General features: G+C 26.8%; 15 protein-coding genes. 5 read left to right on the top strand and 10 right to left on the bottom strand.

The genetic code is table 11. The annotated features are described in order from the left end of the window. Nucleotides 1–475: 475 nt before the first annotated feature. The gene (locus tag AVBRAN9333_RS07770) at nt 476–1,843 is read left to right on the top strand and encodes an MFS transporter (RefSeq protein ID WP_214149819.1); all 1,368 of its coding nucleotides are present in this window, start codon (nt 476–478) and stop codon (nt 1,841–1,843) included. Here the strand turns inward: AVBRAN9333_RS07770 and AVBRAN9333_RS07775 are convergent. Genes AVBRAN9333_RS07775 through glmU form a run of 7 tightly spaced genes read right to left on the bottom strand, consistent with a single transcriptional unit; the run spans nt 1,840 to nt 8,120 of the window. After that, entirely contained in the window at nt 1,840–2,670 is an 831-nt protein-coding gene (locus tag AVBRAN9333_RS07775) for a 1-aminocyclopropane-1-carboxylate deaminase (RefSeq protein ID WP_336609757.1), read from the bottom strand. The two genes, AVBRAN9333_RS07770 and AVBRAN9333_RS07775, sit on opposite strands and share 4 nt — an antisense overlap. Then, on the bottom strand, nt 2,671–3,678 hold the full coding sequence (locus AVBRAN9333_RS07780; RefSeq protein WP_336609758.1) for an LptF/LptG family permease: 1,008 nt from the start codon (nt 3,676–3,678) through the stop codon (nt 2,671–2,673). It abuts the gene before it with no gap. Then, complete coding sequence (locus AVBRAN9333_RS07785; RefSeq protein ID WP_336607092.1) at nt 3,675–4,445, bottom strand: prepilin peptidase; 771 nt, start codon at nt 4,443–4,445, stop codon at nt 3,675–3,677. Before AVBRAN9333_RS07785 ends, AVBRAN9333_RS07780 begins: the two co-directional genes overlap by 4 nt. Then, nucleotides 4,435–5,106 carry a polyprenyl diphosphate synthase gene (uppS, locus tag AVBRAN9333_RS07790; protein ID WP_336609759.1) on the bottom strand — a complete coding sequence of 224 codons (672 nt, stop codon included), beginning with the start codon at nt 5,104–5,106 and terminating at the stop codon, nt 4,435–4,437. The genes AVBRAN9333_RS07785 and uppS overlap by 11 nt, the downstream gene beginning before the upstream one ends. Then, nucleotides 5,103–5,678, bottom strand: coding sequence for a hypothetical protein (locus AVBRAN9333_RS07795; RefSeq protein ID WP_214117337.1), 576 nt, complete (start codon nt 5,676–5,678; stop codon nt 5,103–5,105). The genes uppS and AVBRAN9333_RS07795 overlap by 4 nt, the downstream gene beginning before the upstream one ends. Then, complete coding sequence (gene coaBC, locus AVBRAN9333_RS07800; protein WP_214117336.1) at nt 5,671–6,834, bottom strand: bifunctional phosphopantothenoylcysteine decarboxylase/phosphopantothenate--cysteine ligase CoaBC; 1,164 nt, start codon at nt 6,832–6,834, stop codon at nt 5,671–5,673. Before coaBC ends, AVBRAN9333_RS07795 begins: the two co-directional genes overlap by 8 nt. Next, a complete protein-coding gene (gene glmU / locus AVBRAN9333_RS07805; RefSeq protein ID WP_336609760.1) occupies nt 6,834–8,120 on the bottom strand; it encodes a bifunctional UDP-N-acetylglucosamine diphosphorylase/glucosamine-1-phosphate N-acetyltransferase GlmU in 1,287 nt (428 codons plus the stop codon). The genes coaBC and glmU overlap by 1 nt, the downstream gene beginning before the upstream one ends. Before the next feature lie 73 nt (nt 8,121–8,193). On the opposite strand from glmU, the gene fliP reads away from it, so the two are divergent. The 4 genes from fliP to AVBRAN9333_RS07825 are packed head-to-tail and all read left to right on the top strand — an operon-like array spanning nt 8,194 to nt 13,951. Then, nucleotides 8,194–8,928, top strand: a complete 735-nt coding sequence (gene fliP / locus AVBRAN9333_RS07810; RefSeq protein WP_214117334.1) for a flagellar type III secretion system pore protein FliP — start codon at nt 8,194–8,196, stop codon at nt 8,926–8,928. An 8-nt stretch (nt 8,929–8,936) separates the two neighbouring features. After that, nucleotides 8,937–10,193 carry a TolC family protein gene (locus tag AVBRAN9333_RS07815; RefSeq protein WP_214117333.1) on the top strand — a complete coding sequence of 419 codons (1,257 nt, stop codon included), beginning with the start codon at nt 8,937–8,939 and terminating at the stop codon, nt 10,191–10,193. An 8-nt stretch (nt 10,194–10,201) separates the two neighbouring features. After that, nucleotides 10,202–10,933, top strand: a complete 732-nt coding sequence (locus AVBRAN9333_RS07820; RefSeq protein ID WP_214117332.1) for an efflux RND transporter periplasmic adaptor subunit — start codon at nt 10,202–10,204, stop codon at nt 10,931–10,933. Then, nucleotides 10,934–13,951: an efflux RND transporter permease subunit gene (locus AVBRAN9333_RS07825; protein WP_336609761.1), complete on the top strand. Its 3,018-nt coding sequence runs from the start codon at nt 10,934–10,936 to the stop codon at nt 13,949–13,951. Between the two features lie 33 nt (nt 13,952–13,984). Here the strand turns inward: AVBRAN9333_RS07825 and AVBRAN9333_RS07830 are convergent, their stop codons facing one another. The 3 genes from AVBRAN9333_RS07830 to htpG form a co-directional block, all read right to left on the bottom strand. After that, nucleotides 13,985–14,656 carry a hypothetical protein gene (locus AVBRAN9333_RS07830; RefSeq protein ID WP_336608389.1) on the bottom strand — a complete coding sequence of 224 codons (672 nt, stop codon included), beginning with the start codon at nt 14,654–14,656 and terminating at the stop codon, nt 13,985–13,987. Nucleotides 14,657–14,934: 278 nt separating this feature from the next. Then, entirely contained in the window at nt 14,935–16,023 is a 1,089-nt protein-coding gene (locus AVBRAN9333_RS07835) for a DNA adenine methylase (RefSeq protein WP_336609762.1), read from the bottom strand. Continuing rightward, the gene (htpG, locus tag AVBRAN9333_RS07840) at nt 16,023–17,840 is read right to left on the bottom strand and encodes a molecular chaperone HtpG (protein ID WP_336609763.1); all 1,818 of its coding nucleotides are present in this window, start codon (nt 17,838–17,840) and stop codon (nt 16,023–16,025) included. The genes AVBRAN9333_RS07835 and htpG overlap by 1 nt, the downstream gene beginning before the upstream one ends. Nucleotides 17,841–17,846: the final 6 nt, after the last annotated feature.

Genomic DNA, 17,846 nt, shown 5'->3' on the forward strand with positions numbered 1-17,846 from the left:
AAATGTTCTACTCTATTACATAAAGCTATTTGTATCCAACAATAGTATGTAATATAGTAGATAAAAAAATGTTCTACTCTATTACATAAAGCTCTTTGTATCCAACAATAGTATGTAATATAGTAGATAAAAAAATGTTCTACTCTATTACATAAAAAATAAAAAATGTTCTACTCTATTACATAAAGCTATTTGTATCCAACAATAGTATGTAATATAGTAGATAAAAAAATGTTCTACTCTATTACATAAAAAATAAAAAATGTTCTACTCTATTACATATTTTTATGTTATCAATACTTGCATATTATAAAAGTATTATTGTGTTAAAAACTATAGCAATGCTTTCAGGTTTATCGCTATATATTCATTAATATTGTAAAAATAAAAATTATTCTTTATATAGCTCAATAATTAATACTATTTTAAAACAACTTTAAATAAAATTACTATTATTTTATTTAAAGGATTAAAGATGATTTCTTTTTTAAGACCTGTCAAAAAGGATAGGGTGGTTAAAGATGATGAGTTGCTAAGCACTTATTATAAGTATAGAAAACTTTCATTAAGTGGTGTGTTTGTTGGTTATATGGGATATTATTTAGTAAGAAATAATATTACCCTATCTACTCCATTAATTAAGACTGATTTAGCAGTAAATAATTCTGATATAGGTTTAATTACTGGTTCTATGCTAATTGCTTATGGTATTAGTAAAGGCGTTATGAGTGCTTTAAGTGATAAGGCTGACCCAAAAAGATATATGGCTTTAGGTCTTATTTTATGTGCGTTAATTAATGTATTATTAGGCTTTTGCAATGCTTTATATGCTTATGTAGGTGCTGTTATTGCACTTGGAGTTTTTCAAGGAATGGGCGTTGGACCTAGTTTTATTACTCTAGCTAATTGGTATCCTAAAAAAGAAAGAGGAATTTATACTGCTATTTGGAATATAAGCCATAATATTGGAGGGGGTTTGGTAGCTCCAATTATTTCTAAATCTGTTTTAATATTATCTCCTGTATTAGGGATTGCTGCGGCTGATTTTAATGCCACTTATTGGAAAGTAAATCACTTTTATGTCCCAGCAATTTTAGCCTTGTTAATTAGTGTTTATGTTTTATACGCTGTTAAGGGTAATCCTAAAAATGAAGGATTAAAAGAATTAAACGAGATTAATAAATTAAGAGGTTATGAAGAAGATATTAAAAACTCAGCTTCAACTACTGATTTAAGTAGTAAAGAAATATTTGTTAAATATGTTCTAAAAAACCCTAATGCTTGGTATGTTGCTTGGATGGATACTTTTGTTTATATGATTAGATTTGGGTTGATAAATTGGCTTCCTATTTATCTTTTATCTGTAAAAGGCTTTAGTAAAGAGCAAATGCATACAGCGTTTTTATTCTTTGAATGGGCTGCAATTCCATCAACAATGTTAGCAGGAATTATATCTGATAGATTATTTAAAGGATATAGAATGCCACCTGCAATTCTTGCTGTTTGTATAATATTTTTTATGATTATTGGATATTTTACGAGCGATAATATTTACTACACTATATTTTTTGCAGCAGCAGCTGGGTGTTTAGTATATGTGCCACAATTTTTAGCAAGTGTTCAAACTATGGAAGTTGTTCCTGCTTTTGCTGTAGGTTCTTGCGTTGGTCTTCGTGGATTTATGAGCTATGTTGTAGGAGCTTCTTTAGGAACTATGCTTTTAGGTGCTATGGTTGATGCTTTTGGTTGGAATGCAGGTTTATATATGCTTTTATTTGCTTGTATTATGTGTATTGTGTTTTCTTTACTTTGCCACTTTGGTGCTAAGAATAAGAAATTTTAATTTATGAGATTATATTTTTTATTATAACGAAGTTCTAAATTCTTAGAACCAATTAATCCGCCTTGATGAATGTATAAGATATTTTCTTTTAGTTCATCAAGGTTTTCATAAATTGCTTTTAGACAAACGCTATCATAAAGCAAATCAAACTCAATATTGCTAATATTTTTTGTTAATATAAATAGCTCTTCATAAAGATTTGCAAAATGATATTTTCTAGCAGTTTTTAATAATTTTAGCTTGGAATTTGGATTAAGTTTGTTTATTTGTTTTACAAAGTATTCATTAGCATTTACGCAAGATGCTGTAAAAACTCTAGCATTTGAGAGTGTGCTTAGATATTTTTCAAGATAAATCGCACTTGTATAAGTCCCACTTGCTAATACCACATCACAATCTAATTCATTTACAATTTTTGCTATTTCTTTTGCCATTTTATAAAAGCCAAATCTAGCATAATCTTCACAAACACCCTCGCTAATTAAAAAGCTATTAGTATCATTTTTATGCAAAGTTTTTGCAAATTCTTTAGGATTATTCGCATAATAAATCACAGCGTTATTTTCTAATGCACTTTTTAAATTCCCACTAATTTCGCATCTTCTAGCACAAACAAAAGAAAAATTATAATTATTATTTTTAGTCCAGAGTGCTAGTGCTTGCATAGCATTTGATTGACTTGAGCCATAGCAGATTATGTGTTTATAAGGGAGTTTTAAGTCTTTCAATATATCTAATTTTCTTGCTTTATTGCCGTTAATTTCGCCTAATAAATCATCTCTTAAAATAATCATATTTTTATTAAAAATCTTAAGAGCTGAAAACATTTAATACCTTGATAAAATCTTTTTCCTAAAGCAAATCTTAGAAATTATTAGCGAAGTGAAAAATACAAAAGTAATAGTATAAAAATGATAATTTAAAAACATCATCATAGGAACTAGATAAATTATCAAAAACACAAGCATAGCTAAATACTCGTGGCTTTTTTCATACCTTGAGCTAATAATGCTAAATGCTAGTGCGTAATGAACACTTGCAATAGGAAGTAGGCTAAGTAGGACATAAATTACTAATTCTTTTGATTTTGAAGGGGTTTTATAATCTTTCCAATAGTCTTTAAATGATTGAATATTAGTAATTTTTGAATTAATTAAGGTGCTAAAGCTAAGGTTTTTAATCTTTGCAATTTCTGTATTTTGCTTGAAATTATATAGCATTACATTGTCTAAATTAAATGTGATTTTATTATCTTCGTTTAGGATTGTTCCTTGATTGGCTAATAATATTTGTTCGTTTTTAGAATTTGTTTTTGGCAAATATAAAACAATATTTTTATAAATTCCATTCTCTAATTCATCTGCAAAATATATATAATCTCCTAATTTTTGACCAAAATTAGCATTTTTAAGATTAATTTTAGAAAAGGCTTTTTTATAATCAATAAAATTATCATATAAAGAAAAACTAAGCGGCATTAAAACTATGCTAATTACTAATAAAACCAAACTTACTATAAAGGCTAAAAAGCTAATAAAATTAGCTATTTTTCTAGGGTTTAATCCTAGAGAAAAAAGCATAATTATTTCGTTTTCTTTAGATAATCTTAGAATACACATAAAACATGTAATAAAAAAGCTAATAGGAGTAGTAAAAATGATGAGTTTTACACTCATAAGAGAATATAATTTAAATAATTCATATAAGCTTAATTCTATATAAGAAGTAATTTTTGCTATTTGAAATAAGACAATGATAGAGCTTACTAAAAATAGCGTTAAAAATATTGATAAAAAAGAGCCTATGAATTGTCTAAATAAATATTTTTTAATCATTGCACATAATCTAAACAAAATTGCCCAACGCTAGGGAAAAACCATACTAAAGCAAGTCCTATGCTTAAAAATGGTATAAAAGGAACTTGTATGTTTTCCTTGCCTTTTATTCTTAGATACATAAAAACAGGCAAACTCACAACAGCTCCTAAAAATATAGCCACAAAACCAAGTTTAATTCCTAATAAGGCTCCAATTAATGCCATTATTTCAATATCAGCTTCGCCCATTACTTGAATACATTCATCATCGCTTTTTGCTTTTGCATTCATTATGCTCTCTATTAAAGATTTTAGCAAATATGCACCACCTGCAAAGATTAAAGCATCTTTAAAACTACTTATTGAATGAGTATAAATTAGAGCAAAAATCAAAGTTAGCATTAAAGTAAAGCTAGGCACAGCAAGGTAGCGAACATCAATAATGCAAAGTGCAAATAATAAGCTAAATGATAATGCTAAGCAAATAGAATAAGCAAGATTTTCTAAACTACTAATATCTATGCAATATAAAAATATAAAGCCAACAATTAGCTCAATCAATGGATACTGAATGCTTATTTTGCTTTTACAAAACCCACATTTACCACCTAAAACTAGCCAAGAAATAATAGGGATATTGTGATAGAATTTCAATTTGTTATTACAGCTTCCACAAGAACTTGGCGGATAAAAAATACTTTTTCTCTCAGGTAGTCTTAAAATCAATACATTTAAAAACGAGCCAAAAACAAGCCCAAATATAAAAACTAAAATACTAAACTCCACCGAAATTCCTTTTACAAATTCTATAATTTTTAATAATTTCTTTTAATTCATCTTCTTTAAAATCAGGAAACAAAGTAGGGGTAAAAACAAACTCTGCATAAGCACATTGCCAAAGTAAGAAATTTGAAATCCTAAAATGTCCGCCAGTTCTAATCAATAAATCAACATTGTTTTTAATATCTAAATATTTATTAAAATTATTTTCATCTATTTCTTCATCACTTGCTTTTAATTTTTTAAAAGCTCTTAAAATCTCATCTTTTCCGCCGTAATTTATGCCTAGATTAAAAATAATTCTTGAGTAATTTTTAGTTTTTTCTTCAAAATCTTCAATTAAATTCTTAGTATCCAAATCAAGAACACTAATATCTCCAAAGCTTTTAAATCTAATTTCATTTTTTATAAAATTGTTTAATTCACTAGATAAGTATTCTTTAAGTAATTTGAAAATAAACTCAATTTCTTCTTTAGGTCTTTTCCAATTTTCGGTAGAAAATGCAAACAAACTAAGCTCTAAAACGCCTTCTTCAATACAAGCTTTTACCAATCTTTCAATAGTTTTTGCACCTGCTTTATGCCCAAAACTTCTTAATAAACCTTGATTTTTAGCCCATCTACCATTACCATCCATAATGATTGCTAAATGATTTAACTCGTTCATAAATTTCCTTTATAACTAAGGCTAAAAAAATCATCTTTATAAGTAGTTAATTCTACATTTTGCGAATATTCAAAGCAGATTTTTTGAACCTTAGAAAAGCTAGTTAATATTTTATTATCATTTAAAAAAAGGCTTAATTTAGCAAAAACATCATAATAAATTGCTAATTCATTTTTTTTCTTTCTATATTCAATTAATATAGGTTTTCCTTCAAGCAAACAAGGTAAATATAAAATATCTTCATTCAAAGCAAAAAGCATTGTTTTATAGCATTCATAATCTGATTTTTGATTTGTTTGGATTAATGAATTAATTAGCGTGTATTTAAAATCATCTCTAAAAGCGATTTTTAATAACTCAAAACAATCATAATCAATATAGGCAAAAACCTTATCAGCTTGAAGATTTTTAAAGACTAAACTATCATAAATTTCAGCTAAATAATAAGTGTTTGGCTCTAAATTAATGTTTGATTTTGTGGTTAATTCTTTTTTACCAATTAATAATTTGTAGCGATTAAACATTAATTTATCAATTACTTTAAATTTAATTGGCAAAACATCATTAAACATCAGCTTTTACTCTATCAAAAATAATTTTTGCTAAGTTTTCTTTAGTATCAAAATACCCTTCACTAATGCCTGAATAATCACAGAAAAATATCTCGTTTTTACTTGAGCCAAATTGAGTATGTTCTCCTAAAATATTAAGACATAATAAGCTTAAACCTTTATTTACTAAAGCTTTTTTTGCATTATCATAGGCAGTCTTTTCATCACACTCTAGTTTAAAGCCGATTTTTTTACCCGAAAAATTAAAAGTAGCTAATAAATCATCATTAGGTCTTATTTTGATATTAAATTCTTCATCAAATTCATCTCTTTTTATTTTTCTTTCTTGTTTGATAGGGATAAAATCACTAACTGCAGCACACATAAATAAATAATCAAATTCTTTATAATCTTGCATTAAGGCTTTTAATTCAGCACTTGTATCGTAGCTTAATTGTGTGAAATTTTCATTTTTAATCTCATCACATCTAGCCTTTAAATACACCACATTTGCACCCCTTAAATAAGCTTGTTTAGCTAGTGCATCTGACATAGTTCCACTTGAATAATTTCCTATATTTCTTACCAAATCAATGCTCTCACGAGTGCCGCCACCTGTTATTAAAATATTTTTTCCCATATAGAATTTATCTTTATAAATTTCTCTTAAAGTTGCTAGAAAAATATCTTTTGTATTAGCTAAAGCTCCTATGCCAAATTCTTTACAAGCTAAGGTTTTGCTAATTGGTTTTACTATTTTCACACCTAAACTCTTTAAATATTCTAAGCTTTTTTGTGTTTGACTTGCTAAATACATATTAGTATTTGCTGCAGGTGCTATTATTAGTGGTTTGTTTGAAGCAATTAAGGTGCTTAAAAATACATTATCACAAACTCCATTAGCTAGTTTATTTATTGAATTAACACTAGCAGGAGCAAATACAACAGCATCACAATCTTTTGAAAACATTATGTGATTTTTATCATTTTCCCAGCTTTCATTCTCACTTGTTAAAACACTTTCACATAATGCTTCATAAGCTAATTTATTTACGAATTTCAAAGCCCCATCACTTAATAAAGCTTTTACTTTAATTCCTTCTTCTTTAAACATAGAAATTAATTCAAAGCTTTTATAAAAGCTAATACTTCCACTAACACATAATAATACTTTCATTAAAAATCCTTAAAATTATTAAAAATCACGCCTTTATTACGCTCTATAAATAAATCTTTTGCTTTTAATTTAGCAGCGTCTTTATTGCTAATCGTGCTACCTGCTGCAATTAAAGTATCGCTAGGTATGTTAATTGGTGCTATTAGGTTTGAGTTTGAGCCTATGAAGACATTTTTACCGATTTTGCTTAGGTGCTTGTTTTTGCCATCGTAATTACAAATTATCACACCACAGCCAATATTTACACCCCTACTAATCTCGCAATCTCCCAAATAAGCTAAATGCCCAGCTTTTACATCTTCTAATTTTGCATTTTTGCATTCTACGAAATTACCGATTTTACTATCTTTAATAACGCATTTTGGACGAATTCTAGCCATTGGCCCTATGCTTGAATTAATTATCTCACTATTTTCTATAACGCTATTTGCTAAGATTTTTGAGCTTTTTATAATAGAATTTGCCTTAATCACAACTCCGCTTTCAATCTCACAATCATTACTAATTTGTGTATCAAGCTCTATGAAAATACTATCTTTATTATGCATAATAACGCCATTTATAAGCAATTCATCTTTTATTCTTTTTTGCATAATTTGCTCGGCTTGTTCTAAATCTAATTTATTATTAATGCCTAAAAACTCAATCTCATCAAAGGTGCATTCGCTAACGCTTATTTTATCATCTATAGCCATTTTGATAATATCAGTTAGATAATATTCTTTTTGAGCGTTGTTGTTGTTTAGCTTAGGAATGTAAGTTTTTAATATATCTTTACTGATTTTATAAATTCCAGCATTACACAAAGTGCATTTTAATTCTTCATTGTTTGCATCTTTTGTCTCTACAATTTTACTTATTTTGTCATTTTCTTTAATCACTCTTCCGTAAGAATTAGCACTATATTTATTAAAAGTGCTTAAAACTATTTTAGAATTTGTATTAGCTATAATTTTTAGACTATTTTGTGTTATTAAAGGCATATCAGCATTTAAAATCAACGCTTCTTCGTATTTTGGCTCATAATTTATTAAAGCCCCACCTGTGCCTTTATGATTTTGCATATCTTGATATATATATTTTAAATTAGAATAATCTTTTAAATGCTCTTTTATAGCGTCTGCTTGATGGTGTAAAATCAAAGTTATATCATCACTAAGTTGCAAAGCATTTTCAATAATAATTTTAATTAAAGATTTCCCACAAATTGTATGCAAAGGTTTTGCTAAATTACTATTCATTCTAGTGCCAAAACCAGCTGCTAGTATTACTATGCTTAATTTCATATTTTTCCTTTAGATTTTAAGAAAATGTTAGCAAGTTTTGGATAACATTTTTAAAAACTATTTAAGGAAATTAGTGAAAAAACTATTGCTTTTATTATTGTTTTCAGTGTTTATTTACGCTGATACTCCACTTAGCGTTCCTACATTAAATCTAAATCTAAGCGCACCAGAAACGCCTAGCCAATTAGTAACTACTTTAAATGTAGTCATAGTTTTAACTATATTGGCTTTAGCTCCTAGTATTATATTTGTATGCACTTCGTTTTTAAGATTAGTTATAGTGTTTTCGTTTATGAGACAAGCTATGGGAACACAAGCAATGCCGCCTAATACAATTTTAATATCTTTAGCACTTGTGATAACTTTTTTTATAATGCAACCAGCTGCTAATAAATCTTATGAAACAGGCATTAAGCCTTATTTGGAAGAAAAAATAGGCTATGAAGAAGCATTTGCATTAAGTGTTAAGCCGTTTAAAGAATTTATGCTTAAAAATACTAGAGAAAAGGATTTAGCACTATTTTATCGCTTAAGAAATATTGATAATCCTAAGAGTATTGATGATGTGGATTTAGTAACTTTAGTTCCTGCTTTTATGATTAGTGAATTAAAAACTGCATTTGAGATAGGATTTTTGCTATACTTACCTTTTTTAGTAATTGATATGGTTGTATCATCAGTATTAATGGCTATGGGTATGATGATGTTGCCGCCGGTTATGATATCTTTACCATTTAAAATTCTAATTTTTGTCTTAGTTGATGGTTGGAATTTATTAATTGGTAATTTGGTTAAAAGTTTTACATAGGAAAAAATATGAAAAAATTATCTTTAATTTTATTAAGTCTTAGTTTGCTTAATGCAACTAGCTTAAAAACTATGCTAGAAAGTATTGAGAATAATGAGCAATTAAAAGCTAAAAATTATGAAACTTTAAGCAAAGAAGAAAGTGCAAAAAGCGTAAAATACAAATACTATCCTAGTGCTACTTTACAAGTTGGATTTGTTAGTTTTGATTATGATAGATATATAATAAATCCAAATAATTTAACAAATGTGAGTTTAGCAATAGATGCTTTAATTTATGATGGTAAAAGAAATTCTAATATAAATCTTGCGAAAAAAAATCACGAATTAAGTCAAATTGAATTAGAAAAGGCTAAAAATGAATTGGAATTTAATTTAGCAAGTTTATATTATTCTTATTTAGCTTTAATGGAAAATATTGAATATAAAGAGCAGAATTTAAAATATTTAAATGCAAGTTTAAGTAGATTAGAAAATTTAAATAAAGTAGGCTTAAGACCTAATGATGAGCTAGAAATATTTAGAGCAAAAGTAGAATTAAATAAAAGTGAATTAAATAATTTAAATTATCAAAAAGATGAGATATTAAGTAATATTTATTTAATAACTAATAATAATTTTATTCCTACAAAAGGCAGTGCTATTATTTATGAAGATAGTGCTAATAAATCTTATGATATTAAAATAAATTCTTTAAAAGAAGAGATGAGTGAGCTTAATAAGGATTTATCATTAGCACCATTTAAACCTACTATTTTTGTAAAAAATATTGTGGGATTTTCAAAAAATAATTTCAATTATTCTTTATATGCTCCGTTTGATATGATAGTAAAAGAAAGAGTAAAAGAAAAAATGTTTTCAAATATATTTATGCTAGGTTTATCTTGGAATGTTTTTTCTTTTGGAGCTGACAAAAAGGCATATGAGAGTGCAAAACTTAGTAATTTAGCCGCTAAAGAAATGAATATATATAGTAAAAAATCAGTTAGTGAAAAGGAAAAACTATTAATTCAAAAAATTTCATTTTTACAAGAAGAAATCAATGCTAATGAAAAGCTTTTAAATGCTAGCAAAATTGCTTATGAGAGTATTGCTAAAAAATATGAAGCTGGACTTGTTGGATATGTTGAATATTTAAATTCTTTAGAAACTATGCAAGGAGCTTTGGCGAAGCTTAGCTTAAGTAAAGCTAAATTTGAAATAACTAAGGCAGAATTATTACTTGCTAAAGGTATTATTATTAAAGATTTTGTAATTGATTTATAGGAGAAATGTTGAAAAAATTATTATTTTTGTTAATTAGTCTTAATTTATTTGCAGATTCTATTTATGCTAGTTTTGATGTGGTTGCTCAAAAAAGTGCTAAATTGTCATTGCAGTCTTTTGGAATTGTAAATAAAATTAATGTAGATGTAGGTAAAAGCGTGAAAAAAGGTGATATTTTATTAGAACTTGATAGTTCAATTGAGCAAGTTGGATTAGAAGAATCAAATGTTCAACAAAAATTAGCAAATGAAGCTTTAACTTTAGCAATTAGCACTCTTAAAAGATACGAGCAAGTAAAATCAGTATTGAATGAACAAATTTTAGATGAAATTAATTTTAAAAAAAGCGAAGCAGAACAAAGACTAAAATCAGCAAGAATGTCTAGTAAAAAATATGAAACTTTAATAAATCAAAAAAAATTAAAAGCTCCTTTTGATGGAGTAATTACGGCAAAATATATTGAAGTTGGAGAAGGCGTAGCAAGTCCTAATCAACCTTTATTAATTTTAGATAGTTACCCTGAAGTTAAATTACTTTTAAGTTTTGATGAAAAGTATTCTGATAAGGTTAAAGTAGGTAATACTTATGAATATAGTATAAATGGTTTAAATATGAAGGGTGTAATTAGTAAGGTATATCCAAATATAGATATAAAAACTAGAAAAATTTATGCAGAAGTCTTAGCAAATGATATACAAATTGGTTCATTTGGAGATGGTTATATTATTACGGATAAATAAATGTTAAAAATTGCAATTAATAGACCTGTTACTATTTTGATGACTTTTTTAGGGTTATTGATTTTTGGTGTTATATCAATTTTTACAATGCCTATTAATTTATATCCTAATGTTGATATTCCACTTGTTAAAATCACTACATTTGCAAATGCTGATTTAAGCTATGTAGAATCTCAAATTACTAAAAAGTTAGAAAATCAAATTTCAGGTGTTAGCCAGATAAAAAGAATTAGTTCAAAAAGTTTTAATAATCTAAGCGTAATAGTCGTAGAATTTGAACTAGGTAAAGATTTAGAAATAGCAGTAAATGATATTCGTGAAAAAATATCAAAAATGAAATTAGAATACCCACCAAGTGTTGAAAAAGTCTCATCAGATGCAGGTGCAGTTATGAGTATTTTTATCTCATCTAAAGATTTAAGCGATAAAGATTTAATGCAGTTGATTGAAGATGATTTAGAAGGCGACTTTCAGCGTATAAAAGGCGTTGGAGAAGTTAAAATGGTAGGTTATTTAAAAAATAATATCAAAATTGATTTGAAATTAGATGAATTAAATAAATACCATTTAAATTCTTTAGATGTTGCAAAATTAATAAAAATGCAGAATTTTAAAACCTTTTTAGGAAGTATTGAAAATGAAGCTAAAAATATTACTATTAAAGGTTATTTTGACTCAAATAGTGTAGAAGAATTAGAGCAATTAAGAATAGCTCCAGGAGTATTTTTAAAAGATGTAGCAGATATTAGTATAGGATATACTTTAAAAGATAGTTATGCTCATTTTAATGGAGACAATGGGGTTTTAGTAGAGCTTAAAAAAATCACAGGTCAAAATAGCTTAGAAGTTGCTAAAAATATTAAACAAGCCTTAATAGGTATTCAAGATTATCATAAAAATATAGAATTTGAAGTTGTTTATGATAAATCAGAAAATATTACAAAGCATATAAATCAAGTTGTATTTGATATGTGTTTAGGGGTGATTTTAACAATTTTAATAGTGTTTTTATTTTTAAGAAATATCAGTGCTACTATTATTGCTAGCATTGCAATTCCTACTTCAATTATTTCAAGTTTTTTTCTAATAGATTTATTTGGATACGATTTAAATCGCTTGACATTAATAGCACTTACTTTATCTATTGGTATATTCGTAGATGATGCAATAGTTGTAATTGAAAATATTAGTAAAAAAATTAAGGCAGAGAAAAATGCTTTATATGCAAGCTATGAAGGTATTAAGGATATTGCTTTTTCTGTATTTAGTATCAGTATAGTTTTATTATGCGTGTTTATTCCGATTTCGTTTATGAATAGTATTTCTGGTTTGTTTTTTAATACATTAGGAATGAGTGTTGCCTTTGGAGTAATTATATCGTTTTTAGTTTGTGTATTTTTAGTCCCAACCATTAGTGCTAGGTTTTTAAATACCAACGAGAGTAAATTTCACGATAGAACAGAAAAATATTTTATTAAATTAGAAAGTTGGTATGAAAATACACTTGATACTATATTAGAATATAAAAAGATTTTTATAGGTATTATTTTAATTTTATGTGCTTTATCTTTTTCTTTAGCACCTAAAATAGGACTTGATTTCTTACCTATGGAAGATGATAGCGAACTACAAGTTCAAATAGAATCTAAAAAAGATTTATCAATAGAAGTTATGGAAGCTAAATCTTTAGAAGTCTTAAAGCAAATTAAAGAAAATAAAAATGTAGATTATGCTTATTTATTAGTAGGCTACGATGATGCAAAAGATAGAAAAAAATCTAAAATATATGTTAAGCTAAAACCTTTAAATGAAAGAACCGAAAGACAAAAAGAAGTAGTATCTAATCTAAGAGATAGTTTGAGTTTAAAAGAATTTAAAATCAAAGTTTTAGAAATACCTAAATTTGAAGGTGCAGGTATTGATGAGCCAGTTCAATTTATATTATTAGGTGATGATTTTTCTTCTTTAGTAAGTGCTAGTAGAAGAGCGAAAAATATTTTAAGTGAATTAAAAGGTGTTGTTGATATTAGTGATGATATTGATGCTTATGCAGATGTTTTAGCTATTTATATAGATAAAGAAAAAGCAAGAAAATTAAATGTAAATACCCAAGAATTAGCAGGGATAATTCAAACTTCTTTTGCACACGCTAATGTCGGGGTATTAGATGGTTTAAAAGATAGTAAAGATATATTTATTCAACTTGAAAAAGTATCTAAAGAAGATATGAAATCGCTTGAGAAAATACAAATAAGAACTATGGATAATAATTTAATTAGCCTATTAAATGTAGTAAATATTAGGCTAATTAAGGATAGTAGTAGTATTAATAGACTTAACAAAACTCGTTCAGTAAAAATTACTGCAGGGGTTGATAGAGTTTCTTTAGACGAGGTTAAGGCAAAACTAGAAACTAATATGAGTAAGATTATGCAAAATACTGGATTAAGATATACTTTTACTGGTTTTATTGACCTTTTAGAAGAAACAATGATAGGGTTTGCTATGGTTATGCTTTTATCATTTTTATTAATTTATTTAGTATTAGCAGCCCTTTACGAAAGCTTTATCGTTCCATTTGTAATAATGATTACAATGCCACTTGCGTTTGCAGGAGCTTGTATTGGTCTTTATTTGACAGGCAATACATTTTCTTTATTTGTTTTGGTTGCTCTTATTTTGTTATTTGGAATGGTTGGCAAAAATGCAATTTTATTAATTGATGTTGCAAATAAATTATGTGATAGCGGAATAGGGGTTAAAGAAGCTCTTAAAATAGCGGGCAAAAGTAGAATTAGAGCGATATTAATGACTACGATTGCTATGATTTTTGCAATGCTACCTTTAGCTATTTCACACGGAGCTGGTTATGAGAGCAATTCTCCTATGGCAGTTGCAGTAATTAGTGGTCTTATTAGTTCAACCATACTAACACTTTTTGCTATTCCTGCAATTTATGAAGTATGCTATAAATTAGATAGAAAGTTAAAAAGAATTTATAAAAGAGATTTAATTTAAGGTTTTTTATCTTTTGGATAAAAAACCTAAGTTTTAAAATGAATAGCCTAATCCTATTCCAAAATTAACACCTTTACCTACTAAATTATTATCATAGCCTACTTTTACTTGAGTATAAAATCCATTAAGTTGTCTTGAAATACTATAACCTAATGATATATCTCCTGCTAGGACTGATTTTTCTTTTATATTATTGTTTGTGTAGTGCTTAGTAAATAATCTCATTCCAAGTATTAAATTGCTGTCCAAATACGATTTAGCAGCAATTCCTAGCGTTAATAGATTTGATTTTAAATTCTTATTAAAATTAGCGTTTTTTATAATATCACTACTTAAATTATATTTAGCCTTTTCATATCCTACACCGCCTAATAAAGAAAGTGATATATTGTAAATATCATTATAAAATCCATATCCACCTAAAGCTGTGAAATTATATAAATCAATATCAGTTTTGCTTCCTTGATTGCCTATAAAAAACCTTGAATATATATTAAAATGGCTAAAGTCTATTCCACCTACAAAATCATTATCATAATTATCCATTTTATATAAATATACACTTGCGTTTAAGGTGCTAGATAAATCATTATCAAAAATATTATTTTTGTCTTTAATACTTGCACCTAGAGTGTTAAATTCTATAAAAGTTTGAGATATTAATAAATTGCTACAACAAAGTAAAGAAAAAATGATTTTTTTCATAAAAACTCCTTAAATAATTTATACAAATAATATTTGCATAGGTAATTATATTTTAAATATTATATCTATGGATAATATAAATAATAATTTTTATTAATTAGTATTTTTATTAAATAATAAAGCTTTTTTGATTTATAAGATACAATTTTAAATTCTTTTAATAAAAATATAAATATTTATGATAATTTTAAGTGTTTATTATAAGTAGTATATTTTGTAGATAAAAACAAGGCTTTAGGTAGTTTTTGTGATTAAGCATATTAAATCATATATTATTTTTATATTTTTTTAAGGATATATAAAATCTCTTTTACATGGATTTTACGATTATTTAGATTTCTACTTGCTCTAAAGGTATTATATTTTTGCTCTAATATATTTAAACTACCAAATTTTAAAAGAGTGTTTTTAAATTCATCTTCACTTATTATGCCTTCGTTGTTATATGAGATTAAAATTATTTTTGCTTTTAGATTGTTTATTAGCTCAAAAAAGCTTTCGCTAGCTGTTTTTTTAGAATTATAAACGCTTTTATTCCAATCCTTTGTAATACCTGAAACCTTAGAAATATCTTGTGGTTTAATATAATTTGTAATTAGATTTAGCATAAAATAATTCGAGCCATAAGGGTGCTGATTGTAAGGTGGGTCAATATAGCATAAATCACAATCAAGCTCATTTGCTAAAACATTTGCGTCTTGCCAAAACACATTAAAAGGCACATTATGGTTTGAAAAAATAGGCATTGCTAATTCAATATTAGCAATAATTCTACTAAGAGCATTTTTGCCACTTCCACCCCATTCTCCTATGCCATTTTTATTCTTGTAAAAGCCTTTAAAAACACCACTTGTATTTACTTTTACACTAGCTTCATATAAAAGTGGTGCTAAAAAGTATTTTTTATATTTGTGATTTTCTAATAATAATCTTGCTGTATCAATATAACTAGCATTATAATTTGTATAAAAAGCTCTATCATTTTGAGTGATATTTAGCTCATCTTTAGGAGAGTAAAGCTCTCTTATAAAGCCGTTTTCATTAAAATTATTAATGATTTGCTCTTTTAGTTTTTTATGCTCTATTTCAAGCTCTTTATATAAATCATCATTTATATTTGACAAATAGCATTCGTTGATTGCTTTGCTATAACTTTCTAAATCATTTGCTATTAAATAGTTTGAGTGTTGTTTTAAAAACCTTGCGACAATGCCACTACCACTAAACAAATCAACCGAGCTTAATTTATCTTTTTTAAGCTCGGTTTTTGCATATTTTACGCCTTTTTCAATAAAGCCTAATAATGAGCGTTTATTGCCTAAATAAGTAATTATTTGTTCGCTTAAATAGGCTTTGTTTTCTTGCATTAAAACGCTTTTTTAGCTAGATTTATAACAGCTTCGTTAAACTCACTAACCTTAGCAAATTCTAAGCCTTGAGCAAGTGCTGCGGTGCCATAAGCTATAAATGCTAGATTTTTAAGGCTATCTTCGTTATTTTCGTTTATTAGTTTTGCTACTAACTCGTGTTTTGCATTTAATTGTAAAACGCCTTTAGCATTCATTTTTTCTCCGCTAAATTGAGCCATCATTTTAGCCATCATATATTCTTGGTCTTTAGTATCATAAACTAAGCTTGATAATGAGCTTTCTAAAGAATTAGATAAAACTACTTCTTTTACATCATTTTCTAATATTTTGCTTAATTTTTCACAAAAGCTTTTTTGCTCATCGTTTAATTCATCTTTTTTGATTTCATCAACTTCGTTTATAGCTTTTAAATCAAAATCTTTATATTTATGAACCATAGGAATTACGATTGGGTCAATCTTGTCGCTTAAAAGCAATACATTTATGCCATTTTTTTTGTAGCTTTCAAGTAAAGGTGAGTGTTTTAATAATTCTTTGTTTTCACCGATTAGATAATAAATAGTTTTGTTTTCACCTAAATTAGCACAATATTCATCAAGTGTGATTTGAGTATCGTTTTGACTATTATCAAATTTGCATAATGCTAAAATTTCATCTTTGTTTGCACTTGGGTCAAACAATGCTTCTTTTAATACAGCACCAAATAATTTATAAAACTCATCATATTTATTAGCGTCATTTTTTTGTAATTTTTCTAATTCACCTAAAATCTTTTTAGTGCTGATTTCTTTGATTTTTCTTAAAATTACATTTTCTTGTAGTATCTCACGACTTACATTTAAAGGTAAATCCTCAACATCAAGCACACCTTTAACAAATCTTAAGTAACTTGGTAAAATCTCTTCTTTTTCGCTAATTAATACTCTTTTTACATAAAGTTTTATACCTTTTTCATAATCTACTCTATATAAATCGTGTGGAGCATTTGCAGGGATAAAAAATAAGCTTGAATATTCTAAAGAACCGCCTTCGCTTTTAGTATGAACATATAAAATCGGCTCTTTACTATCATAACTTATGCCTTCATAGAATTTTAAATAATCTTCTTTTTTAAGACTTGCTTTGTTTTCTCTCCATAAAGCTTTTGCTTTATTGATTTGCTCGAATTTTAATTCAGTTTTAGCGTTTTCTCCTTCGCCAACACTTATCTCTTTTTCTAAGAAAATCGGATAAGAAATATGATTTGAATACTTGCTAACTAGGTTTTCAATAGTGTGAGTGTTTAAAAACTCATCATCTTTTAAATGTAGAACTATTTTTGTGCCAAAACTATCTTTATTTGTTTTAGTGATTTCATAACCATTTGTATCAGAACTCCACAAAAACGAATCATTGCTTAAGGCTTTTTTAGTATAAACTTCAATTTTATTTGCAACCATAAATGCTGAATAAAATCCAACACCAAATTGACCTATCAAATCGCTATTTTTCTTAGCATCTTCGCTTAAATTTTCTAAGAATTTCTTAGTTCCACTTGAAGCAATTGTGCCTAAATTATTATTTAAATCAGCTTCGTCCATACCTATGCCGTTATCTTCTATGATTAATAATTTAGCGTCTTTATTAATGCTAATTTTAATACTAGGATTAAAGCTAATTCCTTTATAAGCTTCATCGCTAAGGCTTAAGAAATTTAGCTTATCTATAGCGTCGCTTGAGTTTGATATAAGCTCTCTTAAAAATATTTCTTTATTTGAGTAAAGTGAATGAATCATTAAATTAAGTAATTGATTTACTTCGGTTTTAAATTCCATATTTTC

The sequence above is a fragment of the Campylobacter sp. RM9333 genome (genome assembly GCF_020137705.1).
Classification (GTDB): Bacteria; Campylobacterota; Campylobacteria; order Campylobacterales; family Campylobacteraceae; genus Campylobacter_E.

What these genes read in the sequence shown, in the direction of transcription:
- uppS (WP_336609759.1), bottom strand. Translation starts at nt 5,106, where the DNA reads ATGAACGAGTTAAATCATTTAGCAATCATTATGGATGGTAATGGTAGA.
- glmU (WP_336609760.1), bottom strand. Translation starts at nt 8,120, where the DNA reads ATGAAATTAAGCATAGTAATACTAGCAGCTGGTTTTGGCACTAGAATG.
- AVBRAN9333_RS07770 (WP_214149819.1), top strand. Translation starts at nt 476, where the DNA reads ATGATTTCTTTTTTAAGACCTGTCAAAAAGGATAGGGTGGTTAAAGAT.
- AVBRAN9333_RS07780 (WP_336609758.1), bottom strand. Translation starts at nt 3,678, where the DNA reads ATGATTAAAAAATATTTATTTAGACAATTCATAGGCTCTTTTTTATCA.
- AVBRAN9333_RS07835 (WP_336609762.1), bottom strand. Translation starts at nt 16,023, where the DNA reads ATGCAAGAAAACAAAGCCTATTTAAGCGAACAAATAATTACTTATTTA.
- AVBRAN9333_RS07795 (WP_214117337.1), bottom strand. Translation starts at nt 5,678, where the DNA reads ATGTTTAATGATGTTTTGCCAATTAAATTTAAAGTAATTGATAAATTA.
- coaBC (WP_214117336.1), bottom strand. Translation starts at nt 6,834, where the DNA reads ATGAAAGTATTATTATGTGTTAGTGGAAGTATTAGCTTTTATAAAAGC.
- AVBRAN9333_RS07775 (WP_336609757.1), bottom strand. Translation starts at nt 2,670, where the DNA reads ATGTTTTCAGCTCTTAAGATTTTTAATAAAAATATGATTATTTTAAGA.
- AVBRAN9333_RS07825 (WP_336609761.1), top strand. Translation starts at nt 10,934, where the DNA reads ATGTTAAAAATTGCAATTAATAGACCTGTTACTATTTTGATGACTTTT.
- htpG (WP_336609763.1), bottom strand. Translation starts at nt 17,840, where the DNA reads ATGGAATTTAAAACCGAAGTAAATCAATTACTTAATTTAATGATTCAT.
- AVBRAN9333_RS07830 (WP_336608389.1), bottom strand. Translation starts at nt 14,656, where the DNA reads ATGAAAAAAATCATTTTTTCTTTACTTTGTTGTAGCAATTTATTAATA.
- AVBRAN9333_RS07815 (WP_214117333.1), top strand. Translation starts at nt 8,937, where the DNA reads ATGAAAAAATTATCTTTAATTTTATTAAGTCTTAGTTTGCTTAATGCA.